General features: G+C 68.6%; 19 protein-coding genes. 7 read left to right on the forward strand and 12 right to left on the reverse strand.

Annotated features, from left to right (window positions below):
• The first annotated feature begins 23 nt into the window (after window positions 1-23).
• The 4 genes from EJO66_RS14060 (at window position 24) to EJO66_RS14075 (ending at window position 4,122) form a co-directional block, all read left to right on the forward strand.
• A complete protein-coding gene (locus tag EJO66_RS14060) occupies window positions 24-902 on the forward strand; it encodes an acyl-CoA thioesterase (protein ID WP_124958446.1) in 879 nt (292 codons plus the stop codon).
• Window positions 903-979: 77 nt separating this feature from the next.
• A complete protein-coding gene (locus EJO66_RS14065) occupies window positions 980-1,693 on the forward strand; it encodes an SDR family oxidoreductase (protein ID WP_124958447.1) in 714 nt (237 codons plus the stop codon).
• A 282-nt stretch (window positions 1,694-1,975) separates the two neighbouring features.
• Complete coding sequence (locus EJO66_RS14070; protein ID WP_124958650.1) at window positions 1,976-3,424, forward strand: SulP family inorganic anion transporter; 1,449 nt, start codon at window positions 1,976-1,978, stop codon at window positions 3,422-3,424.
• Window positions 3,425-3,513: 89 nt separating this feature from the next.
• Entirely contained in the window at window positions 3,514-4,122 is a 609-nt protein-coding gene (locus tag EJO66_RS14075; RefSeq protein WP_124958448.1) for a methyltransferase domain-containing protein, read from the forward strand.
• Between the two features lie 10 nt (window positions 4,123-4,132).
• Here the strand turns inward: EJO66_RS14075 and EJO66_RS14080 are convergent, their stop codons facing one another.
• From EJO66_RS14080 to EJO66_RS14135, 12 genes are all read right to left on the reverse strand, one after another.
• Complete coding sequence (locus EJO66_RS14080) at window positions 4,133-4,852, reverse strand: ABC transporter ATP-binding protein (RefSeq protein WP_124958449.1); 720 nt, start codon at window positions 4,850-4,852, stop codon at window positions 4,133-4,135.
• Window positions 4,849-5,604, reverse strand: a complete 756-nt coding sequence (locus EJO66_RS14085) for an ABC transporter ATP-binding protein (RefSeq protein ID WP_124958450.1) — start codon at window positions 5,602-5,604, stop codon at window positions 4,849-4,851. The genes EJO66_RS14080 and EJO66_RS14085 overlap by 4 nt, the downstream gene beginning before the upstream one ends.
• Entirely contained in the window at window positions 5,601-6,587 is a 987-nt protein-coding gene (locus EJO66_RS14090; protein ID WP_124958451.1) for a branched-chain amino acid ABC transporter permease, read from the reverse strand. Before EJO66_RS14090 ends, EJO66_RS14085 begins: the two co-directional genes overlap by 4 nt.
• On the reverse strand, window positions 6,584-7,504 hold the full coding sequence (locus tag EJO66_RS14095; RefSeq protein WP_124958452.1) for a branched-chain amino acid ABC transporter permease: 921 nt from the start codon (window positions 7,502-7,504) through the stop codon (window positions 6,584-6,586). The genes EJO66_RS14090 and EJO66_RS14095 overlap by 4 nt, the downstream gene beginning before the upstream one ends.
• Window positions 7,501-8,706, reverse strand: a complete 1,206-nt coding sequence (locus EJO66_RS14100) for an ABC transporter substrate-binding protein (protein ID WP_124958453.1) — start codon at window positions 8,704-8,706, stop codon at window positions 7,501-7,503. The genes EJO66_RS14095 and EJO66_RS14100 overlap by 4 nt, the downstream gene beginning before the upstream one ends.
• A gap of 194 nt (window positions 8,707-8,900) precedes the next feature.
• Window positions 8,901-9,140, reverse strand: a complete 240-nt coding sequence (gene atpE, locus EJO66_RS14105) for a F0F1 ATP synthase subunit C (protein WP_124958454.1) — start codon at window positions 9,138-9,140, stop codon at window positions 8,901-8,903.
• Between the two features lie 321 nt (window positions 9,141-9,461).
• Entirely contained in the window at window positions 9,462-14,171 is a 4,710-nt protein-coding gene (locus EJO66_RS14110) for a LamG-like jellyroll fold domain-containing protein (RefSeq protein ID WP_124958455.1), read from the reverse strand.
• A gap of 150 nt (window positions 14,172-14,321) precedes the next feature.
• On the reverse strand, window positions 14,322-15,173 hold the full coding sequence (locus EJO66_RS14115) for a class I fructose-bisphosphate aldolase (RefSeq protein WP_124958456.1): 852 nt from the start codon (window positions 15,171-15,173) through the stop codon (window positions 14,322-14,324).
• Window positions 15,174-15,214: 41 nt separating this feature from the next.
• Entirely contained in the window at window positions 15,215-16,201 is a 987-nt protein-coding gene (locus EJO66_RS14120; RefSeq protein WP_124958651.1) for an aldo/keto reductase, read from the reverse strand.
• Window positions 16,202-16,206: 5 nt separating this feature from the next.
• Window positions 16,207-17,223 carry an ABC transporter permease gene (locus EJO66_RS14125; protein ID WP_124958457.1) on the reverse strand — a complete coding sequence of 339 codons (1,017 nt, stop codon included), beginning with the start codon at window positions 17,221-17,223 and terminating at the stop codon, window positions 16,207-16,209.
• Window positions 17,220-18,731: a sugar ABC transporter ATP-binding protein gene (locus tag EJO66_RS14130; RefSeq protein WP_124958458.1), complete on the reverse strand. Its 1,512-nt coding sequence runs from the start codon at window positions 18,729-18,731 to the stop codon at window positions 17,220-17,222. The genes EJO66_RS14125 and EJO66_RS14130 overlap by 4 nt, the downstream gene beginning before the upstream one ends.
• Window positions 18,728-19,768 carry a substrate-binding domain-containing protein gene (locus tag EJO66_RS14135; RefSeq protein WP_124958459.1) on the reverse strand — a complete coding sequence of 347 codons (1,041 nt, stop codon included), beginning with the start codon at window positions 19,766-19,768 and terminating at the stop codon, window positions 18,728-18,730. The genes EJO66_RS14130 and EJO66_RS14135 overlap by 4 nt, the downstream gene beginning before the upstream one ends.
• A gap of 177 nt (window positions 19,769-19,945) precedes the next feature.
• Between EJO66_RS14135 and EJO66_RS14140 the strand changes: the two genes are divergently transcribed.
• Genes EJO66_RS14140 through EJO66_RS14150 form a run of 3 tightly spaced genes read left to right on the forward strand, consistent with a single transcriptional unit; the run spans window position 19,946 to window position 23,960 of the window.
• On the forward strand, window positions 19,946-21,442 hold the full coding sequence (locus EJO66_RS14140; protein ID WP_125965455.1) for an FGGY family carbohydrate kinase: 1,497 nt from the start codon (window positions 19,946-19,948) through the stop codon (window positions 21,440-21,442).
• Complete coding sequence (locus tag EJO66_RS14145) at window positions 21,439-23,202, forward strand: glycerol-3-phosphate dehydrogenase/oxidase (RefSeq protein ID WP_124958461.1); 1,764 nt, start codon at window positions 21,439-21,441, stop codon at window positions 23,200-23,202. Before EJO66_RS14140 ends, EJO66_RS14145 begins: the two co-directional genes overlap by 4 nt.
• Window positions 23,203-23,222: 20 nt before the next feature.
• Window positions 23,223-23,960, forward strand: a complete 738-nt coding sequence (locus EJO66_RS14150) for a GntR family transcriptional regulator (protein WP_225612860.1) — start codon at window positions 23,223-23,225, stop codon at window positions 23,958-23,960.
• Window positions 23,961-23,967 lie beyond the last annotated feature (7 nt).

Here is a 23,967-nt window from a genome sequence, read left to right on the forward strand (position 1 = left end):
CTCGCATTGAACGTTCCTTCCCGATGACCACCGATCCCGCCACCGCCGCCCGCCTTGTCGCCGAACTCGTCGCGCTCATGCAGCTCGAGCCGCTCGGGGGCGACCGGTTCCTGGCCCAGAGCGAAGACATCGGCACGCCCGCCGTGTTCGGCGGCCAGGTGCTCGGCCAGTCGCTCGCGGCCGCGAGCCTCACGGTGGGCGCCGACCGGCCGGTGCATTCGATGCACGCCTACTTCCTGCTGCCGGGCGAGCATGCACCCATCGAATACAGCGTGGACCGCGTGCGCGACGGCCGCAGCTTCACCACGCGGCACGTGGTGGCGCGCCAGCAGGAGCGCATCATCTTCGAGATGTCGGCCTCGTTCCAGACCGTGGACGACGGCGTCGAGCACCAGTTCGCCATGCCCGCCGCCCCGGGCCCCGAGGGGCTCGCGAGCGAACTCGACCAGCGCATCGCGCTCGGCGAGCGCCTGCCCGAACGCTGGCGCATCAAGGGACTGGAGCCGCACGGCATCGAATACCGCGGCGTCGAGGCCGACGACCTGCTGGCGCCGGCGGTGCGCTCGTCCGACAGTGCCCTCTGGATGCGCGCCATCGCGCCGCTGCCCGACGACCCGGTGGTGCACCGCGCGCTGCTGGCCTACGCCTCCGACCACGGCCTGCTGCGCGCCGCGATGCTGCCGCACGGCCTGAGCTTCATGAGCGGCCAGGTGCGTCCCGCGAGCCTGGACCACGCGATGTGGTTCCACCGCGATTTCCGCATGGACGACTGGCTGCTCTACGCGCTCGATTCGCCAAGCGCCAGCGGCGCGCGCGGCCTGTGCCGCGGCAGCCTGTTCACGCGCGACGGGCGGCTGGTGGCGTCCACGGCGCAAGAGGGGATGCTGCGAGTCAAGCGCTGAGGGGAGTACCCGGTGGCCTGTGCACGCGCCCCGAATCCTTGGCTAAATTGCAGGCTTTGCATGAACCAAGGACCCACATGTCTTCCGAAGCACAGAAAAAAGTAGCCATCGTCACCGCCGGTGGCAGCGGCATGGGCGCGGCCGCGGCGCGCAAGCTTGCTGACGACGGCTTTCGCGTCGCCATCCTCTCGTCGTCGGGCAAGGGCGAGGCGCTCGCCGCCGAGCTCGGCGGCATCGGCGTGACCGGCTCCAACCAATCGAACGACGACCTCCAGCGACTCGTCGACAAGGTGACCGACACATGGGGCCGCGTCGACGTGCTGGTCAACAGCGCGGGCCATGGTCCGCGCGCGCCGATCCTCGACATCAGCGACGAAGACTGGCACCGCGGCATGGACGTCTACCTGCTGAGCGCGGTGCGCCCCGCGCGCCTCGTTGCGCCGCTCATGGTGAAGCAGGGCGGGGGCTCCATCATCAACATCTCCACCTTCGCGGCCTTCGAGCCCGATCCGGTTTTCCCCACCTCCGGCGTGTTCCGCGCCGGCCTCGCGGCCTTCACCAAGCTCTTTGCCGACAAGTACGCCGGCGACAACGTGCGCATGAACAACGTGCTGCCCGGCTTCATCGACAGCCTGCCCGAGAAGCCCGAGTTCCGCTCGCGCATTCCGATGGGCCGCTACGGCAAGCGCAGCGAGATCGCGGCCGTGATCGGCTTTCTCGCGTCCGAAGGCGCGGGCTACATCACGGGGCAGAACCTGCGCGTGGACGGCGGCATCACGCGCTCGGTGTGAAGCCCTGAGCGGCGGGCAGGAGCCTGCCGCCGGCCGCGCTCTCTACAATCGCATCCATGTGTCCCAGGATGCCCCGCTTTCCCATCCGTCGCCGGCAGTCGGGCTGCTCGCGGCCGACGCCTCCCTGACGGCTGCGAGGTGACGACGCGCAGCGGCTTTCGGCCACCGCGACATCCTCGGGCTGCGAGCCGGCCCGCCTTCCTTTCCTCCTGTCACCTGCCCTTGTCCCGCATCGTCCAGCCGGTGGAGACGGGCCGCCTTACTTTTTCTCCCATGTCTTCCATGCACAGCCGCCTGCGCACCGAGTGGTGCCCGAGCATTCCGCGCGAGCTCATGGCCGGCGCCGTCGCCACCTTCGCGCTCATTCCCGAAGTCATTGCCTTCTCCTTCGTGGCCGGTGTCGATCCGGCGGTCGGGCTGTTCGCTTCGTTCGTGATCGGCATCGTCATTGCCTTCGCCGGCGGCAGGCCCGCCATGGTGTCGGCCGCGGCCGGCTCGGTGGCTCTCGTGGCCGCGCCGCTGGTGCATGCGCACGGGCTGCAGTACCTCCTGGCGGCCGGCGTGCTCGCGGGTGCGATGCAGATCGTGTTCGGACTGCTGCGGCTCGGCGTGCTGATGCGCTTCGTCTCCACATCGGTGCGCACGGGTTTCGTCAATGCGCTCGCGATCCTGATCTTCGCGGCGCAGATGCCGCATTTCATCGGCGCCAACGCCGCGACCTGGGCCATGGTGGGCCTGGGACTGGCCATCATCTACCTGCTGCCGCGCATCACCACGGCCGTGCCATCGCCGCTGGTGTGCATCGTGGCGGTGACGCTGGCCGGGCAATGGCTGGGCCTGCCGCTCAAGACCGTGGCCGACCTCGGGCACCTGCCCGATGCGCTGCCCGTGTTCGCCTTCCCCTCGGTGCCGCTGACGCTCGAGACGCTGCGCATCATTGCGCTGCCGGCCTTCGCCATCGCGATGGTCGGCCTGCTCGAATCGATGATGACCGCCAGCGTGGTGGACGAGCTCACCGACACGCCGAGCTCCAAGAACCGCGAATGCAGCGGCCTGGGCGTGGCCAATGTGGCGGCCAGCTTCTTCGGCGGCATCGCAGGCTGCGGAATGATCGGCCAGACCGTGAGCAACGTGCGCTACGGCGGCCGCGGGCGGCTGTCGACGCTGTTCGCGGGCGCCTTCCTGCTGATCCTCATGGTGCTGCTCAAGCCCTGGGTGTCGCAGGTGCCGGTGGCGGCGCTGGTGGCGATCATGGTGATGGTCTCGGCCTCGACCTTCGACTGGGGCTCGCTGCGTGCACTCGTGCGCCATCCGCGCATGTCCAGCGCAGTGATGCTCGCGACGGTGGCCGTTACCGTGGCCACCGACAACCTGGCCGCGGGCGTGGCCACCGGCGTGATGCTCAGCGGCGTGTTCTTCACCTTCAAGGTGGCGCGGCTGCTGCACGTGCACCAGGAAACCGGCGAAGGCGGCGCGCGCGTCTACCGCGTCGCGGGCCAGGTGTTCTTCGCCTCGGCCGACATGCTGGTGGATGCCTTCGACGTGCGCGAGATCGACGGCGCGCCGGTGCACATCGACGTGTCCCAGGCCCATTTCTGGGACGTGACCGCGGTGGCCGCGCTCAACAAGGTGGTCGAGCGGCTGCGCAAGCACGGCAGTGCGGTGGAGGTTGCCGGCCTCAACCAGGCGAGCCGCGACCTGATCCTGCAACTCGACGCCGCGCCCGAGTGAGCTAGGTGGTTTTCCTCATGAGCCGGGTGGCGCCTTGTACCTAACCTTTGCGGTTCCCGTCGGATGTCCGACGGAGCGGAAAGGTGCTCATGAAAATTTCCGACCTGGCGCAGGAGAACATGCGCCGCACCATCGAGTCCTACGAAGCGTCCGCCCGCGAATACAACGCGATCGTGGCGGGCCACCGGCCGGCCGAGATCGAGGATGCGCTGCGCCGGATGATGCAGCTCGTTCCGGCCGGCGGCAGCGTGCTCGAGATCGGTTCCGGATCGGGGCAGGACGCCGACTTCGTCGAGGCCCTGGGCGGGGTCGTCAGGCGCACCGATGCGGTCCAGGCCTTTCTCGACCTGCAGGCGGAGCGCGGCAAGAAGGGCGAACTGCTCAACGTCGTCACGGATGCGCTGGGCGGGCCCTACAGCGCGATCGTCGCGATGTGCGTGCTGATCCATGTCGATCGCGCGCAGATCGCCCCGGTCCTGCGCAAGGTGTTCGACGCGCTCGCGCCCGGCGGGGTCTTCCTGGTGGCCATGCGCATCGGCGAAGGCGAGACCAACGGCGACTACCAGACCGTCTACTGGGCGAAGGACCGCTTCGCCGAGCAGCTCGAGGCGGCGGGCCTGCGCATGCACTGGGACAGCCAGTGGATCGGCCGCGACAACGTGACGTGGGCCAACTTCCTCGCACTCCGTCCGCTGTAGCAACCGGGACCTACACGCCCAGGTAGCGCGTCCAGAGCGAGCGGTCGGCATCGAGAGCGGCCGAGTCGCCCTGCCACACCACGCGCCCGCGTTCGAGGATCACGTGGCGGTCGGCCAGCGGCAGCAGGCGCTGTACGTACTTGTCGACCACCAGGATCGCCTCGCCTTCGGCCTTGAGCGTGGCGATGCAGTGCCAGATCTCCTCGCGGATCACGGGGGCCAGGCCTTCGGTGGCTTCGTCGAGGATCAGCAAGCGCGGATGCGTCGACAGCGCGCGCGCAATCGCCAGCATCTGCTGCTCGCCGCCCGAGAGCTGGTTGCCCGCATTGGCCTTGCGCTCCGCGAGGCGCGGGAACAGGCCGTACAGCGCCTCGACCGTCCAGCGCGGCGCACTGCCGGGGCGCGGCCGTGCGAAGGCGCGCAGGTGCTCGTCGACGCTGAGGTTCGGAAACACGTGCCGGCCCTCGGGCACGATGGCCACACCGCGCCGCGCAATGGCGTCAGGCTTGTGGCCGCCGATGGCATCGCCGCCGAAATGCACGCTGCCGCGCATCGGTGCCAGCGTGCCGGTCAGCACCTTCAGCAGCGTGCTCTTGCCCATGCCGTTGCGGCCCAGCAGCGCGAGCACTTCGCCCGCGCCAATACGCAGGTCGATACCGAACAGCACCTGGCTCGCGCCGTAGCCGGCCTCGACGGATTTCGCGTCGAGCAATGTGGTGGCTGCATTCATGCGTGTCCCTCCGCTTCCGTACCGAGGTACACCGCCTGCACATCGGGATGCCCGCGCACTTCGTCGGCCGTGCCGCTCATCAGCACGCGCCCCTGCACCAGCACCGTGAGCCGGTCGGCCAGGCGGAACACCGCGTCCATGTCGTGCTCGATCAAGAGGATGGCCATCGACTCGCGCAGCGACTCGATCAATGCCACCATGCGTGCCGACTCGTCCGGGCCCATGCCGGCCATCGGCTCGTCGAGCAGCAGCAGCTTGGGTTCGGCCGCGAGTGCCAGCGCCACGTCGAGCGCGCGCTGCGCGCCGTGCGGCAAGGTGCCCGCGATGCGGTGGCGTTCGCTGCCGAGGCCCACGCGGTCGGCCAGCGCCACCGCGCGTTCCACCAGGCTGCGTTCCGTTGCGCGCGGCGCCATGAAGCGCAGGCTGCTGCCCGCATGGGCCTGCGCCGCGAGCATGAGGTTGTCGTGCACCGTTTCCTTGGTAAACACGCGCGTCACCTGGAAGCAGCGCGACATGCCGGCCGCCACGCGCTGGTGGTCCTTGAGGCCGGTGATGTCCTTCTCGTCGAGCAGGATGCGCCCGGCATCGGCCTTGAGCAGCCCGGTGATCAGGTTCACGAGCGTGGTCTTGCCCGCGCCGTTCGGCCCGATCAGCGCATGCACTTCGCCGCGCTCCACGGTGAGGTTCACATGGTCGGTTGCGAGCAAGCCGCCGAAGCGCTTGACCAACCCTTCGATTCTGAAAAGGCTCATGGTGTTGCCTTGCTCCCTCGCCCCTCTGGGGAGAGGGTGGGGGTGAGGGGCAGGCGGCGCTTGTACAAGGCAGCAAGCCCCTTCGGTGCCCACAGCGCGACAGCAATCAACAGCAACCCGAGCGGCATGTGCCAATGCTCCGTGTGCTGCTTCAAGGCCTCCTCGAGCACCAGCCAGACCACGGCGCCCACCGGTCCACCCCAGCTGCGTCCCAGTCCGCCGATCACCACCATCACCAACAGCGTGGCCGATTGCGTCCAGTGCATCGTCGCCGGGCTCACGAAGCCATTGCCGCCCGCGAGCAGCGCGCCTGCCAGTCCCGCGATGGCGCCGGCGATCGCAAAAGCCACGAGCTGCAGCTTGAACACCGGGTAGCCCAGCGCCCGCATGCGCGTCTCGTTGTCGCGGATGCCCATCAGCGCATGGCCGAAGCGCGATTGCGTCGCGCGGTGCAGCCACCAGAGCGCGAGCGCCACGATGGCCAGCACGACCCAGTAGAAGTTCGATTCGTTGCCCAGGTCGAGCCCCGGCAGCAGCGTGGGCCGGCTCATCAGCGTGTAGCCGTCGTCGCCGCCATAGCGCCGCAGCGACACCACCACGAAGTACAGCATCTGCGCAAAGGCCAGCGTGGTCATGATGAAGTAGACGCCGCGCGTGCGCAGCGCCACCGTGCCGATCAGCGCGGCAACGATGCCGGCGACGAGCGCGGCCAGCGGCCACATCGCCCATGCGGACACCACGCCCGCATCGCTGAGCGCCACCACCGTGTAGGCGCCCATGCCGATGAAGCCCGCATGCCCGAGCGCCACCATGCCGCCGAAGCCCAGGATGAAGTTGAGGCTGGCGGCAGCCAGCGCCACCACGAGCACGCGCCGCACGAAGCCGATGTAGAACTCGAGCCCGAACAGCGGCGCGACCAGCGGAAAGGCCGCGAGCAGCAGGAGGAGCAGCCCGAGGCCGAGAGAGCGTGAGGAAGGCTTCATGACCGGGCCGAGAAGAGGCCCGAAGGCCGGAAGATCAGGACGATCACCATCAGCGCGTACATCGCGACTTCGGCGAACAGCGGTCCCAGGTCAGCCGCTGTGGCCGGCGGCAGCGTGGCGCGCAGCAGCATCGGCACGAAGGCGCGTCCGACCGTGTCGACCACGCCCACCATCAGTGCGGCCACGAAGGCGCCGCGCACCGAACCGATGCCGCCGATCACCAGCACCACCAGCGCCGGGATCAGGATGGCTTCGCCCATGCCCACCTGCACTGCGACGATCGGCCCCATCAGCGCGCCGGCCAGCGCGGCCAGCGCCGCGCCGAGCAGGAACACGCCGTTGAAGATACGGCCCACGCGCACGCCCATCAGCTCGGCCATCGGCCGGTCGGACGCGCCCGCGCGCACCCGCATGCCGATGCGCGTGTGGTTGACCAGCAGATAGAGCGCGAGCGCCACCAGCAGCCCGCCGGCGAGGATCACGAGGCGGTAGGACGGGTAGGGCAGGCCGTCGACCAGCTCGATCGGCCCCGACAGCGCGGCCGGCGTCGACGCCATCACCGGCGACGGGCCCCAGGCCATCTTGACGATGTCGTCGGCCACCAGGATCACGCCGAAGGTGGCCAGCACCTGCGCGAGGTGGTCGCGCGTGTAGAGGCGGCGCATCAGCAGCACTTCGAGCAGCAGCGCCACCACCACGGTGACCGCCACCGCGATGACGATGGCCGCCGTGAACGACCCGGTGCGCGTGTGCGCCTCGGCCGCCACGTACGCGCCCGACATGAAGAGCGAGCCATGCGCGAGGTTCAGCACGTCCATGATGCCGAACACCAGCGTCAGCCCCGCCGCCAGCAGGAACAGCATCAGCCCATAGCCGAGGCCGTTGAGCAGCTGCTCGAGAACGAGGATGCCGCTCACTTGAGGGGACACTTGTCGGCGTACGAGTCGCCGTAGTTCGTGAGAACCGTGTTGATCAGCTTGTTCGTGACCTTGCCCTGCGCGTCCTTGCCGATCACGCGCAGGTAGAAGTTCTCGACCGGATAGTGGTTGTTCGCGTACTTGAAGCTGCCGCGCGTCGATGCGTAGCTGGCCTTCTTGAGCGCGGCCACCACGGCCTCGCGGTTCTGCGCGTTGCCGCCGGCCTGCTTCACGGCCGCGTCCATCGCGAGGATCGCGTCATAGGCCTGCGCCGCGTACACCGAGGGGTAGCGGCCGTTGTATTCCTTGCGGAACGCGGCCACGAAGGCCTTGTTGGCGGCGTTGTCGAGGTCGTGCGCCCAGTGCGAGGTGTTGAAGAGACCCAGCATCGGCTCGCCCACCGCGCCGATCACGTCCTCGTCGGCCGAGAAGCCGCTGGTCACGAGCGTGATGTCCTTCGACAGGCCCGCGCCCACGAACTGCTTGATGAAGTTGATGCCCATCGCGCCGGGCAGGAAGAAATAGATGGAGTCGGGCTTGGCCGCGCGCAGCTGCGCGAGTTCGGCGGCGTAGTCGATCTGGCCGAGCTTGGTGTAGAGCTCGTCGGCCACCTGGCCCTTGAACTGGCGCTTGAAGCCGCCCAGCGCATCCTTGCCCGCCGGGTAGTTGGGCGCGATCAGCACGGTCTTCTTGAAGCCGCGGTCCTGCGCGAACTTGCCGGCGGCCTCGTGGAACTGGTCGTTCTGGTAGGCGGTGCCGAAGAAATAGGCATTGCACTGCGCACCTGCGAACTGGCTCGGGCCGGCATTGGCCGAGAGGTACGGCACCTTGGCATTGAAAAGCGTCGGGCCCACGGCCAGCGCCACATTGGAGCCGATCGGCCCGCTGAAGAGGTCGATCTTGTCGCGCTGGATCATGCGGTCGACCAGCTGCTTGGCCTGATCGGGGCTGCCGGCCATGTCGGCCTGCACGAACTCCACGTCCTGCCCGCCGAGCTTGCCGCCCAGCTGCTTGATGCCGAGCGCGAAGCCGTCGCGCGCCTCGGCGCCCAAGGCCGCGAACGGGCCCGAGATGTCGAGCGCCAGGCCCACCTTCACGGGCGCGGCCACGGCCGATGCCGCGCCACCAAGGGCCGCTCCGCAGAGCAGCAGCGAAAGCAGGGTGCGCGGCAGCGCGGGCGACTTCGGGGACGGGTGGCTCATGGATTCTCCGGCAGAGGAAGGGTGAAACGGCGCCCCGGCGCCGCGCCATGCAGCACCGAAAACGTCGAACCGTTGATAGCTAAATACTTTAACCATAAACAATTCGCTGTCAACGGTACTAGCACGAATGGTGCCAATGGTCCGTGCCGCTTCCTGGTGCGCGGGGGCTCGTTTCCGTGGGCCCTTTTTTGGGGTCAGCCGAAGGGATTGGCCGTTGCAAACCACAGGCCGATGCCGGTGGCGATGATGAATGCGCCGTCGGTCACGCCCGCCACCAGGAAGAACTTGGTCTGCAGCGTGTCGACCAGTTCGGGCTGGCGCGCCGTGCTTTCGAGAAACTTCTGGCCGACCAGCCCGATGCCCAGGCAGGAGCCGAGCGCTGCCACGCCGATGAGCAGGGCGACTGCGAGGGGAAGGATGCTGAAGCCGGTCATGGTGTTTTTTCCTGTGGGTTGATCGATGGAGGTACTTTCCCAGAGCGGGTGCGTGCGGTCGATGACCTGGGAGGTCATGGTTGGGATGAATCGTGGGTGCGCTCCCGCCGATGGGCAGAGCGGTCGTTGATCAGCTGCGCACCCAGAGCGTGCCCAGGTGCACAGGGCATCGGGTGCTCCCCGCAGCGAAATCAAGGAGGAGGCCGCAGGCCGGGGGACATTCGCGGAGGGGAGTACCCGGTGGCCTGGGCACGCGCCCTGGACAACAGCGCCAAGAAGCACGGCGCCCTAAACCAGAGCGCCCCGAAACAAGAGCAAGCCCTAAGGCAGCTGCGTCCAGTTCTGGTTGTTCCCCCCATTGCAGGTCCACGTGATCAGTGCCGTGTCCTGCGTCGTCGAGCCATTGGGCACGTCGAGGCACGAGCCCGAGGCGCGGTTGCGGAGCGTGCCGCCGACCAGGCTCCACTGCGCCGTGCTGCCCGCCGTGCATGCCAGCTGCACCACCGGCGCGTTGGTCGTCGCGGTGCCGTTCTGCGCCAGGCACAGGCCGCTGTGCTCGGCCACCAGCTGCACGTAGCCGCCCGTGATCGACGTCACCGTGAACTTCTCGTTGCTTGCCGTGCCGCAGGGCCACTGCACCGCCACCGTGCCGCTCGCCGTCGCCCCGCCCTTGATGTTCACGCACATCGTCGGGTTGAGGTCCGAGCGCAGCCGCGTCACCACCGCCGGGGCCGTGTCCAGCGAGCGCACGTACTCGCGCAGCGCCACCACGTCCGTCGCCGGCAGGCTCGACGCATTGCCGTGGCCGCTGTTCAGCACGTCCTGCAGCGTTGCGGCCTGCCCGTTGTGGAAGAAGGCCGTGGTGTTCCAGGTGCCCGAGAGTGTCGGCGTGTCGAAACCCAGCCCCGCGAGCGGCTGGTTGTGGCCCTTGCCCGAAGAGAGCTGGATCGTGCCCACGTCGTGCCTGAGGCCGTCGCGGAAGGTGCCGCCGGTGTGGCAGGTGGCGCACTGCGCGGTGTTGAACACCGTCTGGCCGCGCACCGCTTCCACGCTCAGGCTGCCGTCTGCCGCACGCGCCGGGCTGCGCATGTACTTGTTCAGCGAACTCAGGTAGGCCGCGAGATCGTCGAGCTGCGCGCTCTTGCCGGCCTTGGGCGCGCCCAAGGGGTCGGCCGTGGCGGCGAAATCCGCATTCGTCAGGAAGCCGGTGCCGCCGAACTCGTTGCGGATGTCGTTCTCGAAGTCCTGCACCTCGTCGAAGTTGGCGGTCCAGTGCATCTTGCCGTGGCCCGCGCCGCGCCGGCCCATGAGGCTGATGGTGCGGCGCAAGCCTTCGCCGCGCTGCGTGAAGTCCCACACCATGCCGTCGTCGCCGCCGTCCGCATGGCAGCTCGCGCAGGAGATGTAGTTGTCCTTGCTCATGCGCCGGTCGGAGGCGTTGTAGAACACCTGCTTGCCGCGCAGGGCCGCGGCCGCCATCGGCTCCTGCGCCACCGTCGCCACGTTCTGCAGGAAGGTCGCCGCTGCCGATTCCGACGACAGCACCAGCGACACGTCATGCACCGATACAGACCGTGCAAGGAAGTTGTTGACGAACAGCCGCTTGCGCGCCGCGTCCAGGTACAGGCCGTGCGGCGCGCTGCTCGCGTTGATCTCGCCGCGCACCGCCCGGCTGTACGGGTCGACGATGGCGACGCGGTTGCCTTCCATCTGCGCCACGAAGAGGTAGTCGCCGGGCGGAGAGAACAGCGCCGCGCGTGCCGGGGCACGGTCGTCGAAGTCGATCTGCTCGTCGAACACCTCTGTGGCCGCCTGCAGGTCGACCTGCGAGAGGATGGAGCGCACGCTCTGGTCGTGTGTCAGGTCCACGCCGTCGCGGAAGCGGCCCCGCACGATGTTGTCCTTCTTCGAAGGCAGCACCGCGCGCCTGCCGTCGGGCGAGATCACCACCTGGCTCAGGTAGTTGGCCACGCCGCGCGCGCGGCTCTCGGTGTCCACCGTGGCGGTGTCCACCGGCAGCGCGATGGTGGTCATGGCGCTCATGCTCTGCAGGTTCACCTTGTGCAGCTGGCCGCCGGTCATCTTCGACTTGAAGCGGGTGACGTAGGCCACCTGCGCGTCGGAGCTCACGGCGATGCCGCGCAGGTTGCCTTCGAGGGCGACCGCGCCGGTGGTGGCGCCGTTGCCCGGGTCGAAACTCATCAGCACCGACTTGCTCTCCAGCGTCAAGAGGCCCTTCGCGCCGTCGGGCGTGAAGGCCACGCCGTAGGGGCCGCTGCCGTAGGCCAGCGGCACGGTGGCCGAGAGGCCGCCGTCGGCCGCGCTGAGCGCCACCAGCTTGTCCTCGCCCTGCACCGTGACCCAGATGCGGCCGTCGGGGCCCACGGCCAGCGTCTTCGGCTCGTCGCCCACGCGTACTTCCCAGCGCTTGGCCAGGGTCTGCGCATCGATGGCGGCGACCGTGCCGCTGTCGGGGTTGAGCGAATACACCGAGTTCGCATCGCCCGTGATGTTGGTGGTGTGCGTGGGCGTCCGCGCGGTGGTCGGGATGATCACCGTGAGGTTGTAGGTGTAGAAGGTCTCGCGGCCGCTCGCGTCGCGCACCGTCAGCGTCACGGTGTAGTGCCCCGGCCGTGTGTAGGTATAGGTGTAGTTCGGCTGGCTCGAATAGGCGGTCTGCGTGCCGTCGCCGAAGTTCCAGCGGAACTGCGCGCCGCTGCTGCCGAGCGTGGCCGGGTTGAACACCAGCTGGCCGTTGACGATCTTCGGCCCGCCGCCGATGCCCGGGTCGCCGATGACGGCCTGGCCGCGCAGCGTGGCCACCTCGCTGTCGGTGAGCACGCGGCTGTACACGCGCACTTCCGCGAGCGTGCCCTTGAAGAGCGCGGTGTTGCCCTGGATCTGGCCCATCACCTGGAACTTGTTCGCGAGGCCCTTGGTGCCCGTGAGCCCGGTGGACGCGGTCTTCACACCGTCGACGTACATCGCCTGCGCGCCCGAGGCTGCGTCGCGCGTCAGCACCACGTGGTGCCAGTTGCCGTCGTTCACCGCCGCAGTGGAGGTGGTGCCGGCGTCATTGCCGACCGACAGCTTGATGCGCCCGTTGTTGTCGAGCCAGCCCCAGAACACGTCGTCCGCGCCGCTGGCCTGGTCGCGCCCGAAGATGCCGGGCGCGGTCCATGGGTTCGCGCTGCCGGCCTGCGTGGTCTTCATGTAGAAGCTCAGCGATGCCGTGCCACCGAGCACGGTGGCGACGGTGTCGTTCTTCAGCGGCACGCCGGCGGTGCGGTTCGCGAAGTTGATGCCGATGCTTTCGAAGGCGTCACCCGACGCCGGCGTGCCGTTGTTGCTGCCGATGGAGTCGGACAGGTTGCCGGCCAGCGTCCAGTAGTGCTGCAGGTTGATGTCGGTCGCGTTGCCGGTGTGGAAGGTCGACTTGAAGTCGGCGCCGATGGCGTTGCCCGCATAGTCCTTCACGCCGTTGGCGGGCAGGAAGACTTCATAGCTGGTGCCCGGCGAAAGCGGCTGCTCGGGGTGGAAGTTGATGATGCCCAGCTGCACGCTGTAGGTGCCCGCCAGCGTGTTGCCGCCCACAGGCCGCACGATGAAGGTGTTGGCGTTCACGCTCTCTGGGCGGATGCTGTCCGTCATGCCCAGGCCGATGCGCGAGCTCAGGGCCTGCTGCTTCGCGCCGTTGGCCGGCGAAACCTGTTTCACTTCAGGCCGGGTGGTGTCGGGGTCCACCGCATGCACGACGAAGCCGCTGCCCGAGCCGTGGTCGTTGCCCACGAAGACCAGGTTGCCGAACATCGCGACCTGGCCGTTGTCCGAATGCGAGTAGTTGGGGTCGTCCTCGCGCAGGATGCTGCCGCGGCCCACCTCCACGTGATTGAGCGGATTGCTCACGTCGACCTTGTGGATGCGCGTCTGCGCCCCCTGGATCACGTAGTTGTCCTGCGTGGCGCAGTACAGCTGTTCGTCGATGACGAGCCGGTTGTCCTCGGCCACGAAGCGCGAGCGGTCGCCCAGGTCGTAGCTGTACATCCTGGCGCCGCTGCCGCGCGTCGAGACGTGCAGGCTCCTGCCGTCGAAGCAGGTGGCGTAATAGAACGGCGTGGTGCCCACGATGGAATCGAGCACCTTGGGGTTGAGCGGGTCGGAGATATCCAGGCTCGCGAACCCGCCGTTGCTTTCCATCGCGGTCAGCACCATGTGGTTGCCCATGGTGAAGATCGGGCCGATCCGGAAGTTGCCGAGTTCGCCCGTGGGCACCGGGTTGGGCTTGCCGGCGCCGCGGTTCGCAACCACGGCGTTCGCGGGGTCCCTGGCATCGACGATGAACATGCCGCGGCCCGCCGAGGCCACGTACAGGTAGGGCGCCTGCCACCAGAGCTGCCAGGCGACGTTCTCGTAGTCGCCGGCGTTGACGCCGGGCAGCGCCAGCTTCTTCACCTGCTTGATGTCATTGATGTCGGTGAAGTCCCAAAACTCGACGCCGTTGATGCTGGGCAGCACCACGTAGGTCTTGCCGCCGATCTTCGCGGTGCCGAAGGAGTGCGTTTCGCGGAACTCCTTGGTGCGGCCCTCGGGCTCGTAGATCTTCTTGACGAGCTGGATCTGGCGCGGGTTCGAGATGTCGTACAGCAAAAAGCCGCCCGGGCCGAGGCCGCTGTCCGGCGCGAAGGAGGTGAGGAAGTAGCCGTTGACCATGATGCCCGCGTTCATGCCGTAGTCCTTGCGGCCCGGGTACGTGGCGGGCACCTCGCGCGACTCGTAGGCGCTGCTGTGCGCCGGATCGAGCGGGTGCGCGAGGCTCGTGATCATCGACACCGGCTTGAACAGTTCCGCCGATGTATAGGTGAGATTGCCCAGGCCCGGCCCCTGCAGCGGGAGCGGGTCGGCGACGGCTTCGGAAACCGCTGCCGCCATGTTGCCGAGGGTGGTCATCGGGCTGACCCCGGTGATGGCCGCATGCGTCAGCAACGTGACGAGCGGGGCCAGGAACGCCATCAGGAAATACCGGATCTTCATCGTCGCCTCCAGGTTGTTGGAAAGTCGCAGGGCAACCCATTGCTCGATCCCTCTCCAGTGCGCGCGCAGGACGCACCCCGGCAGGCGACGGGTGCATCGCCTGCCGTGCTGATTTCTTCTTGGTTCTTGCGCCGGCGCTTCTTCTTTGCCTTACTTCGCGCCGCCCGATTCGTAGAGCGCCCAGGCCGCCTCGGCGCTCGCGCCGCGGTGGATCATGGCCATCAGCGCACTCACCACCGCCGAGGGGTTGGCGTGCTGGTAGACATTGCGCCCGTACACCATGCCGACGGCGCCCTGGTCCAGCAGCGAGCGCGAGCGCGCGAACACCTGCTGCAGGTCTTCGCGCCCGCCGCCGCGCACGAGCACGGGGCAGCGCGCGGCCTGCACCACGCGGTGAAAGTCCTTCGGATCGCTGGTCGGGTCGGCCTTGACGATGTCGGCGCCCATCTCGCGCGCAAGGCGCACGAGCGTGACGATCTTCTCGGCGTCGCCGTCCACCTGGTAGCGGCTGCCGGGCGTGGGTGACTGCATCACCAGCGGTTCGATCATCAGCGGCATGCCGTAGCGGTCGCAGTCGGCGCGCACGCGCGCGATGTTCTGCACGCACTGGCGGAACAGGTCGGGCTCGTTCGGCAGCATGAAGAGGTTGACCACCACGCAGGCCGCGTCGCGCTGCACGGCCGGCAGCACCGGGTCGTGCTCGTTCTGCAGCTGGGCCCACATCACGCGGTGCAGCGTGGCGTTGTAGGGATTGCCCATGTCGATGCGCATCACCAGCGCGGGCTTGTTGCGGCCCGGGCGGTCCTGCAGCAGGTCGGACTGGCCGTAGTTGAGCTGGATCGCGTCGGGGCCGGCGGCCAGAAGCTTGTCCATGACCTGGGGCATGTCCTCCAGGCCGTCGAGGAAGGAGGGCTCGTTGCACACGCCGTGATCCAGCGCGATGTCCAGGCAGCGGCCGTTGGTGAGCAGGCGGTTGAGCCGCGCTGTCTTGTCTTTCGACATGGGAAGGAACTCCTTGTTGGGATCGGAAATGAAAAGGGGGGTCAGGCGAGGTTGACGAGATGGCGCGTTGCCGCGGTCTCGATCGCGCGCAGCGCATCGCCGCCGAGTTCGACCGCGCCGGCGCCCGCGTTCTCGATGGCCTGCTGGCGCACGCGCGCGCCGCACAGCGCCACCGAGACGGCGCCACTTGCAATCGTCCAGGCGATCATCAATTGGCCGAACGAGCAGCCCAGCCGCGCGCGCAGCGGCTCGAGTTCCTCGAAGAAGGCCTTGAGCTTCGACCGGTTGGCTTCGCTGAAGCGCGGATTGCTCGCGCGCTGGTCGTCGCCCTTGAACTCGCGTGCCGGATCGATGGGCCCCGCGAGCAGTCCCAGCGCCAGCGACGAATAGCCCAGCACCGCCACGCCGTGCTCGCTGCACAGGGGCGCGAGCGTCTGCTCGATCTCGCGGTCGATCAGGCTGTAGCGCTCCTGCGCCGCATCGACCGGGCCATGGCGCAGGTATTCGGCGAGCGTCTCGGGGCTCACGTTGCTCACGCCGATGGCGCGGATCTTTCCCTGCTTCTTGAGCGCGAGCAGCGCGTCCATGGTCTCGGCCACGGGCGTGGTGCTGTCCTGCCAGTGCGTGATGTACAGGTCGATGTAGTCGGTCTGCAGGCGCTTCAGGCTCTCTTCGCATTCATGGAAGATCGACTCGCGGCCGAGGTAGCGGTACACGGGATGCCCGTCTTCCTCGAAGAAGTGCGTGCCTTGCTGCGTGTGCCACACCAGCCCGCACTTGGTGGCGATCACGGCCTCGTGGCGGCGCCCCTTGAGCGCGGTGCCCACGATGCTCTCGGAGCGCCCCAGGCCGTAGGCCGGCGCGGTGTCGATCAGGTTCGCGCCCGCGTCCAGCGAGGCCTGGATCGCCACCACGGCCGCCGCATTGTCGCCGCCGCCCCACATCCATCCGCCCATCGCCCAGGTGCCCAGGCCGATGGCCGAGCATTCGATGCCCGAGGGGCCCAGCGTCGTCTTCTTCATCATCATCGTCTTCATCGCGTCGTCTTTCTCGTGTTCAGCAGGTGGTCGATGGTCACGGCCGCGAGCAGGATCAGGCCCTTGATCACGTCCTGCCAGTAGGGCGACACGTCGAGCAGGATCAGCGAGCTGGTCACCACCGAGAGCAGCGCGAGGCCCAGCACCGCGCCCAGCACCGTGCCCGATCCGCCCTTGAGGCTCGCGCCGCCGATCACCGCGGCGGCAATCACGTTGAGCTCCATGCCCACGCCGAAGGTGGGCGTGGCGGCGCCGAAGCGGGCCGTGTAGATCACGCCGGCCAGGCCCGCCGATGCGGAGCACAGCACCGTGACCCAGAACTTCACGCGCCCCACGCGGATGCCCGAGTACAGCGCGGCCTTCTCGTTGCTGCCGGTGTAGAACACGCGCCGCAGCAAGGTCGAGCGGCGCAGCACGAAGTCGCTCACCACGACGATCGCCACGAAGATCAGGATCACGGCCGGAATGCCGAACAGCGTGCCCTGCCCGATGAACTTGAACTCGGCCGGCAGCGAGAACAGCGACTGCGGCGTGCCCTGCGTGAGTGCCAGGCACAGCCCGCGCACGATCACCATGAAGGCCAGCGAGGCGATGAAATGGTTCAGCCCGATACGCGTGACGCAGCCGCCGATCATCGCGCCGACCAGCCCGCTCGCGCCGATGGCCACCAGGCTCGCGATCCATGGGTCCACGCCCATCAGGAACAGCTTGCCCGTGACCACCATCGCGAAGCAGACCACCGAGCCGACTGAAAGATCGATGCCGCCGACGATCAGCAGGATGGTCATGCCCACCACCACGATGCCTTCGATCGAGAAGGACAGCAGCATGGCGCGCACGTTGTCCCAGGTGAGGAAGTAGGGCGATGCGAAGCTCATCGCCACGCACAGCACCGCAATGATCAGCAGCAGGCCCATCTCGCGCATGCTCGCGAGCTTGCTGGCGGGCTTCGCGGGGCCGCCTCCCGATGGACGCGGGGCAACGCCCGCATCGAGTTGTGCCGGGTAGTTCATGCCATCTCCTGTTCGCAGAGTCCGGAGGCGAGCCGCAGCAGGGCTTCCTCGGTCATTTCGTTGGAATTCAATTCGCCGGCCAGCCGGCCGTCGCGGATCACCAGCGCACGGTCGCACAGGCCGATGATCTCGGGCAGCTCCGAAGAGATCACGATCACGCCCACGCCCTGGTTCGCGAGCTCGCGCAGGATGTGGTGGATCTCCGACTTGGCGCCCACGTCCACGCCGCGCGTGGGCTCGTCCATCAGCAGCACCACAGGGTTGGTGGCCAGCAGCTTGGCAATCGCCACCTTCTGCTGGTTGCCGCCCGACAGGCTCGACACCTCGATGGCCACGCCGTCCGACTTGAGGTTGAGCCTGGCGCCCAGCTCCCGGGCCAGGCGGTGTTCGGCCGCGCGCTGCAAGAGGCCCCAGCCGGAACTCACGCGCCGCAGCGCCATCGACGAGATGTTCTGCGCGATCGGCAGGTCCAGGTACACGCCCGCCGCCTTGCGATCTTCGCTGAGGTAGGCGATGCCTTCGCGCAGCGCATCGCTGTACTTGCGGATCGCGAGCGCCTTGCCGTGCAGGCGCAGCGTGCCGCGCGTGGCAGGGCGCAGGCCGCAGAGGGTCTCGGCCAGTTCGCTGCGGCCGGCGCCCATGAGCCCGGCAATGCCGAGGATCTCGCCGCGCTGGAGCGCAAACGAGATGCCGTGCACGCGCTCGCCGTCGGCGATGTCCACCGCCTCGAGCACCGGCGCGGACGGCTCGGTGGCCTCTTGCTTGGGCGGGTAGTAGTTGCCGAGGTCGCGCCCCACCATGCGGCGCACCAGCTCGTCCGCGCTCAGGTCCGCCAGCGGTCCGCTGTGCACGTTGCGCCCGTCGCGCAGCACGGTGACCCGGTCGCAGTGCGTGAAGATCTCTGCCATGCGGTGGCTGATGTAGATGATGCCGATGCCCTGCGCCTTCAGGTCGTGCAGCACGCGGAAGAGGGCGGCCGACTCGTTGTCGGTGAGCGCGGCCGTGGGCTCGTCGAGGATCAGCACCTTGCAGTCCAGCGTGAGCGCCTTGGCAATCTCCACCAGCTGCTGGCTCGAGATGCTCAGCTCGCGCACGGGCGTGGCGGGGGCTATGTCCTGCCCGAGCCGCGCCAGCACCTTGGCGGCGCGCGCGTTCAGGCTGGCGTAGTCCATCCAGGCCTGCCGGCCGGCGTTGATCTCCGGCATGAAGATGTTCTCGGCCACCGTGGCGTCGGCGCACAGCGCGATCTCCTGGTGCACCAGGCCGATGCCCAGGCGCATCGCATGCGCCGGGCCGTCGATCGCCACCTTCTCGCCGTTCAGCAGGATGTCGCCTTCGTCGGGGCGGTGGATGCCGTCGATGATGTTCATCAGCGTCGACTTGCCCGCGCCGTTCTCGCCGCACAGGGCGTGGATCTCGCCCGCGTGCAGCGAGAAGTCCACGCCCGACAGCGCGCGCGAAGCGCCGAAGCGCTTGCTGATGCCGCGCAGTTCGAGCAAGACGCTCATTCCCCGATTCCCTTGGTGCCGCGGCGCGCGAGGTACTTGTCCCAGTAGAAGTCGTCCGCGTTGGCCTTGCTGACCACCGACAGGCCGTTGTCCAGGAACGGCACCGACATCGGATTGGTGCCGTTGCGCTTGGCGTCGTTCATCGGGTCGATGAGCTGCGGGTTCCTGGCCAGGAACAGCATCATCATGCCCATGTAGCCCTGCATGCCCTGGTTCGGATTGATGGCGCCGAATACGTCGCCGGCCTTGATCATGTCGAGGATCTTGGCGTTCACGTCGCAGCACATCACGCGGATGTTCTTCTTCGATTCGATCTTGGCCTGCGCGGCGCCCAGCGCCGAGTTGGCCTCGGGCATGAACAGCGCACCCAGGTTCGGGTTGGCCTGCGCCAGGCTCAGCACTGCCTGGTAGGCCTTGCTCGGGTCCTGGTTGCTGGCGGCGCGGCCCACCAGCTTCATGCCCGCGTGCTTGGTCTTCATGCGGTTGACGAAGGCCGCGATGCGGCGGTCGTGGTTGTCCTGGCCCGGGTTCTCGAGCACTGCGTATTCGCCCTTGCCGCCCAGCGCCGCGGCAATCGCGTCGGCCGCCTGCGTGCCCTCGCGGTCGTTGTCCGAAGTGACGAAGGAGGCGCGCTTGGAGTTGGGCGAGTCGGCCGCGAAGGTCACGACCGGGATGCCCATGGCCACCGCCCGGTTGATCGGCTCGATGAACGGATCCGGGTTCATCGGGTGCAGCAGGATGCCCGCGGGCTTGCGCGCCAGCTCCTGCTCGAACGAGGCCAGCTGCTTGTTCACGTCGTACTCGGGCGTGCCGGTGTAGCGCGTGCGCACGCCCAGCGTGCGGCCCAGCTGCTTCATCATTTCGTAGACCGGAAACCAGTATTCGACGCCCGACACCATCACGTTCATCACGTAGACGTCGCTCGCGTTGCCGCGCAATCCGGTGGCGGCGGCCATGGGGGTGGACTGCGCAAAAGCGCTGGTGCCGGCCAGGCCGATACCGGCGGCCGCAGCGGACTTCAGGAAATTTCGCCTCATCTTGTGTCTCCTCGCGTTGACTGGCAGAGCTTGCGACCTGCCTTGCGAGCAGATCTTCGGACCTCGTTGTCACGACAGTTGTTATGACAGGTAAAATGTAATCGCGGGTTGTTTGCCGCGATAACTAGGGGAAACGCTATTGGCAAGCTGCTTTCAACTCGCCGAAGCTGTTATGACATGAAGTCCAACATATTGATCGGCGTCGACATGGGCTCGAGCAGCCTGAAGGCGCTGGCCCTCGAAGCCGCGAGCGGCCGCACCGTCGCCTTGTCCCGCATGCCCTTGCCGCACGACCGGCTGCCCGGCGGAGGCTGCGAGGTGGGCGCGCCTGCCATCCGCGCCGCGCTGACCCGCGTGCTGCAGGACGTGGCCCGCCAGCTCGGCCCGCGCGCGGCCGAAGTCCGTGCCATGGCCTGCACCGGCCACGGCGCCGGCCTCTATGCGCTCGATGCCGGCAACCGGCTCGCCGGTGGACGCGCCATCGCCTCCACCGACCAGCGCGCCGATGCCCGGGCACGCGCGCTGGCCGCGAGCCACGGCGCGCAGTTGTTCGAGGACGTGGGCTGCAGCCCCTGGCCCGGGCAGCCCACGGTGATCGCGGCCGAACTGCTGGGTGCGGATGCCGTGCAGCGCGGCGAACTGCACCGCCTGCTGTTCGCCAAGGACTATCTCGGCTTCCTGCTCACCGGCCAGATCGCCACCGACGCCAGCGATGCGAGCACCGCCGGCCTGGTGTCGCTTGCCACCGGCAGCTGGTCGCGCACGGCCTTCGAGGCCTCGGGCATCGCGGAGCTCGGCGCGCGCGCCTTCGGCCCCATCGTGCCGAGTGGCACCGTGATCGGAAAGCTCCTGCCCGCCGAGGCCGCGCTGTGCGGCCTGCCCGCGGGCATCCCGGTGGCGATGGGCGCGATCGACCTGCTGGCCTCGATGACCGCGATCCGCGCGGAAGGGCGCGGCCGCGCGGTGTCGGTGCTCGGCACCTGGTGCGTGAACGCCGTCGTCGGGCCGGTGATGGCGCCCAAGCCCGCCGTCGCCGCCATCGTCAATTTCGGCCGCGGCAACGCGCGGCTCTACATGGAGAACAGCCCGTCCTCGATGGCCAACATCGCCTGGCTGGCCGGCGTGCTGGCGCTGCCCGATGCGCGCGCAGTGGTCGACCTGGCCATGACGGTGCCGCTGGGCGCCAGCGGGTTGCGCTTCCTGCCCTTCGTCAATGGCGGCGGCGGCGTGACGGCCGGCTTCGTGGGGCTCAAGAGCCATCACACGCGCGCCGACATGGCGCGCGCCGTGGTCGATGCCGTGGCGGCGCTGCATGCGCGGCACACGGCGCGCCTGGCCGCGGCCGGCATCGCGGTGGGCCAGACGACGGTGCTCGGCGGCGGGGCGGGCGACGCGCGCCTCGTGCGGCTGCTTGCCGCCTTCCTGGGACGCCCGGTCGAACGCTGCGCCGACGACGAGACCGGTGCACGCGGCGCCGCGATCTACGCCGCCATGTCGCAAGGGCTGGGCGACGCGTCGCAGGGCAGCGCCTTGCTCGCACCCTGTGACGTGATCGAGCCCGATGCGCGGGAGGCACGCGCCCATGCGGATTTCAACGCCGGCTTCAACGAACTGATCGACAGCATGTCACCTGTATTCACCCACGTTGCGGGAAGCGCGAAGGTTTTTCTATGAGCGCCTGGCAACTTCCCTTCGTGCGCCCGGCCTCGCTCGCGGGCCGCCATTTCTCCACCGTGATCGTGGGCGCCGGCATCAACGGCGTGGGCGTGTTCCGCGACCTGTCGCTGCAGCGCGTCGACTGCCTGATCGTCGACAAGGGCGACTTCGGCGCCGGCGCCAGCAGCGCGCCCTCGCGCATGATCCACGGCGGCCTGCGCTACCTGGAGAACGGCAGCTTCTCGCTGGTGGCCGAAGCCACGCGCGAGCGCAACCTGCTGCTGCGCAATGCGCCGCACCTGGTGCGGCCGCTCAAGACGGTGGTGCCGCTCGCGAGCTTCTTCGGCGGCCTGATGAGCAGCGCGCTCAAGTTCTTCGGCCGCACGCCGCCGCAGCGCACGCGCGGCCTCCTGGCGGTGGCGCTGGGCCTGCGGCTCTACGACATCCTGGGGCGCCGCCAGCGCGTGATGCCGGGGCACCGCATCGGCCGCGTGCCGCTGGCCGACCGCGGCCTGTTCCGCGCGGCCATCCGCTGGACCGCCACCTTCTTCGACGCGTGGATCAGCCATCCCGAATGGCTCATCCTCGAGCTGATAGCCGACGCCTGCCGCGACCAGCCGCGCTCCGCGGCCGCCAACTACTGCCGCGTGATGGGCTGCGCGGGCAACATCCTCACCCTGCGCGACGAGATCACCGGCGCACTCGTGCGCGTGACCGCCGACACGGTGGTGAACGCCACCGGCGCCTGGCTCGACCGCAGCGCGGCCGTGCTCGGCGGCGCCGGCCCGCGCGTGATGGGCACCAAGGGCTCGCACCTCGTGCTCGACCATCCCGCGCTGCGCGATGCGCTCGACGGCCGCATGGCCTACTTCGAAGCGGTGGACGGGCGGGTGTGCATCGTCTACCCGTTTCTCGACCGCGTGCTGGTGGGCTCCACCGACATCCCGGTGGAAGACCCGGACCAGATCGTCACCGAGCCGGCCGAGGTCGACTACCTGATCGACGTGCTGCGCGAGGTGTTCCCCAACATGGCTTTCGGTCGCGGCGACGTGGTCTACACCTATGTCGGCGTGCGTCCGCTCGCGCGTTCGGAGGCCGACAAGCCGGGCCAGATCTCGCGCGACCATTCGGTGGTGGTCGATCCGCCGAACGCGACGCGCGACATCGCCATCGTCGGCCTCGTCGGCGGCAAGTGGACCACCTTCCGCTCGCTGGCCGAGGAAGCCGCCAACGAAGTGCTGCAGCTGCTCGGCCGCTCGCGCACCGCATCGACCGAGCTGCTGCCCATCGGCGGCGGCGCGGAACTGCCGGCCGATGCGTCCGCGGCCGACCACTTCGTCGAGAAGATGGTGGCGGCCTGCGGCATGGACCGCGCACGCGCGCAGACCCTGCTCGGCCGCTACGGCTCGAAGGCGCTGCCGCTTGCGCAGCGCCTCGCGGCCTCGGGCGACCTGCCGCTGCGGCATGCGCCCGGCTACTCGGCCGCGGAGCTCTCCTACCTGTGCCTGGAGACCGGCGTGGTGCACCTGGACGACCTTGTGATCCGCCGCACGCTGCTGGCCATTCGCGGCCTCGTCACCGATGCCGCGCTTGCCGAGATCGCGGGCGTGGCGGCCGAGGCGCTGGGCTGGGACGCCATCCACGCCCACAACGAGCTGTGCGCCTGCGCCACCGCGCTGCGCGAGCGGCACAACGTGCGGCTGCACGCGGTGGCCGCCGGCGAGGCTCCTTCTTTCGATGCATCATTGACGGCCAGCTCAGTCCTCGGCCAAGCCTAAAAGTGAACAGTCCCAACGACATGTCGACCGTGCTCGACCGCAATTCCGAATCGCCGCTGTGGGCGCAGTTCCGCGACGCCATCCGCTTGCAGATATTGCAGGGCGTGCTGCCCATCGGTGCCAAGCTGCCATCGGAGGCGGAGCTCGGCGAGCAGTTCGGCATCTCGCGCATCGTGGTGCGCGAGGCCTTGGCCGACCTGGTGCGCAACAACCTCATCTACAAAATCAAGGGCCGCGGCGCTTTTGTATCGGCGCGCGAACGCGACGAGGATTTCGTCTCCACCGTGCTCGGCTTCTCCGACGAGATGGAGCGCAAGGGCCGCTCGGTGCGCACGCAGATCCTCGCGCAGGAACTGCGCGCACCCACCGAGCACGAAGCCGCATCGCTGGGCCTGGCCGACGACACGCAGGTGGTGGCCCTCAAGCGCTTGCGCAGCGTGGATGGCGAGCTGCGCCTCCTGGTCGAAACGGCGGTGCCGGCGGACCTGGCGCCCGGCCTGCACCGCGCACGCCTGGAAGACCGCTCGCTCTACGACGTGCTGCGGAGGCAGTACGGCCTGCGCCTGGTGCGCGCCGAGCGCTGGATCGACGCGGTGCTGCCCGATGCCGAAACCTGCAGGCTGCTCGACCTGCCGCAGCCCGAGCCGCTGCTGCGCATCGAGTCGATTGCCTACGGGGCCAACGGCAGGCCGCTGGAGCACTACCGCGCGCTGCACCGCTGCAAGACCAGCCGCCTGCACGTGCAGACGACCACCTGATCTTTCT

The sequence above is a fragment of the Variovorax beijingensis genome (genome assembly GCF_003951285.1).
Taxonomy (GTDB): Bacteria; Pseudomonadota; Gammaproteobacteria; order Burkholderiales; family Burkholderiaceae_C; genus Variovorax; species Variovorax beijingensis.

What these genes read in the sequence shown, in the direction of transcription:
- EJO66_RS14080 (WP_124958449.1), bottom strand. Translation starts at nt 4,852, where the DNA reads ATGAATGCAGCCACCACATTGCTCGACGCGAAATCCGTCGAGGCCGGC.
- EJO66_RS14130 (WP_124958458.1), bottom strand. Translation starts at nt 18,731, where the DNA reads ATGAGCGTCTTGCTCGAACTGCGCGGCATCAGCAAGCGCTTCGGCGCT.
- EJO66_RS14100 (WP_124958453.1), bottom strand. Translation starts at nt 8,706, where the DNA reads ATGAGCCACCCGTCCCCGAAGTCGCCCGCGCTGCCGCGCACCCTGCTT.
- EJO66_RS14115 (WP_124958456.1), bottom strand. Translation starts at nt 15,173, where the DNA reads ATGTCGAAAGACAAGACAGCGCGGCTCAACCGCCTGCTCACCAACGGC.
- EJO66_RS14125 (WP_124958457.1), bottom strand. Translation starts at nt 17,223, where the DNA reads ATGAACTACCCGGCACAACTCGATGCGGGCGTTGCCCCGCGTCCATCG.
- atpE (WP_124958454.1), bottom strand. Translation starts at nt 9,140, where the DNA reads ATGACCGGCTTCAGCATCCTTCCCCTCGCAGTCGCCCTGCTCATCGGC.
- EJO66_RS14090 (WP_124958451.1), bottom strand. Translation starts at nt 6,587, where the DNA reads ATGAAGCCTTCCTCACGCTCTCTCGGCCTCGGGCTGCTCCTCCTGCTG.
- EJO66_RS14120 (WP_124958651.1), bottom strand. Translation starts at nt 16,201, where the DNA reads ATGATGATGAAGAAGACGACGCTGGGCCCCTCGGGCATCGAATGCTCG.
- EJO66_RS14150 (WP_225612860.1), top strand. Translation starts at nt 23,223, where the DNA reads ATGTCGACCGTGCTCGACCGCAATTCCGAATCGCCGCTGTGGGCGCAG.
- EJO66_RS14065 (WP_124958447.1), top strand. Translation starts at nt 980, where the DNA reads ATGTCTTCCGAAGCACAGAAAAAAGTAGCCATCGTCACCGCCGGTGGC.
- EJO66_RS14085 (WP_124958450.1), bottom strand. Translation starts at nt 5,604, where the DNA reads ATGAGCCTTTTCAGAATCGAAGGGTTGGTCAAGCGCTTCGGCGGCTTG.
- EJO66_RS14070 (WP_124958650.1), top strand. Translation starts at nt 1,976, where the DNA reads ATGCACAGCCGCCTGCGCACCGAGTGGTGCCCGAGCATTCCGCGCGAG.
- EJO66_RS14140 (WP_125965455.1), top strand. Translation starts at nt 19,946, where the DNA reads ATGAAGTCCAACATATTGATCGGCGTCGACATGGGCTCGAGCAGCCTG.
- EJO66_RS14110 (WP_124958455.1), bottom strand. Translation starts at nt 14,171, where the DNA reads ATGAAGATCCGGTATTTCCTGATGGCGTTCCTGGCCCCGCTCGTCACG.
- EJO66_RS14075 (WP_124958448.1), top strand. Translation starts at nt 3,514, where the DNA reads ATGAAAATTTCCGACCTGGCGCAGGAGAACATGCGCCGCACCATCGAG.
- EJO66_RS14060 (WP_124958446.1), top strand. Translation starts at nt 24, where the DNA reads ATGACCACCGATCCCGCCACCGCCGCCCGCCTTGTCGCCGAACTCGTC.
- EJO66_RS14135 (WP_124958459.1), bottom strand. Translation starts at nt 19,768, where the DNA reads ATGAGGCGAAATTTCCTGAAGTCCGCTGCGGCCGCCGGTATCGGCCTG.
- EJO66_RS14145 (WP_124958461.1), top strand. Translation starts at nt 21,439, where the DNA reads ATGAGCGCCTGGCAACTTCCCTTCGTGCGCCCGGCCTCGCTCGCGGGC.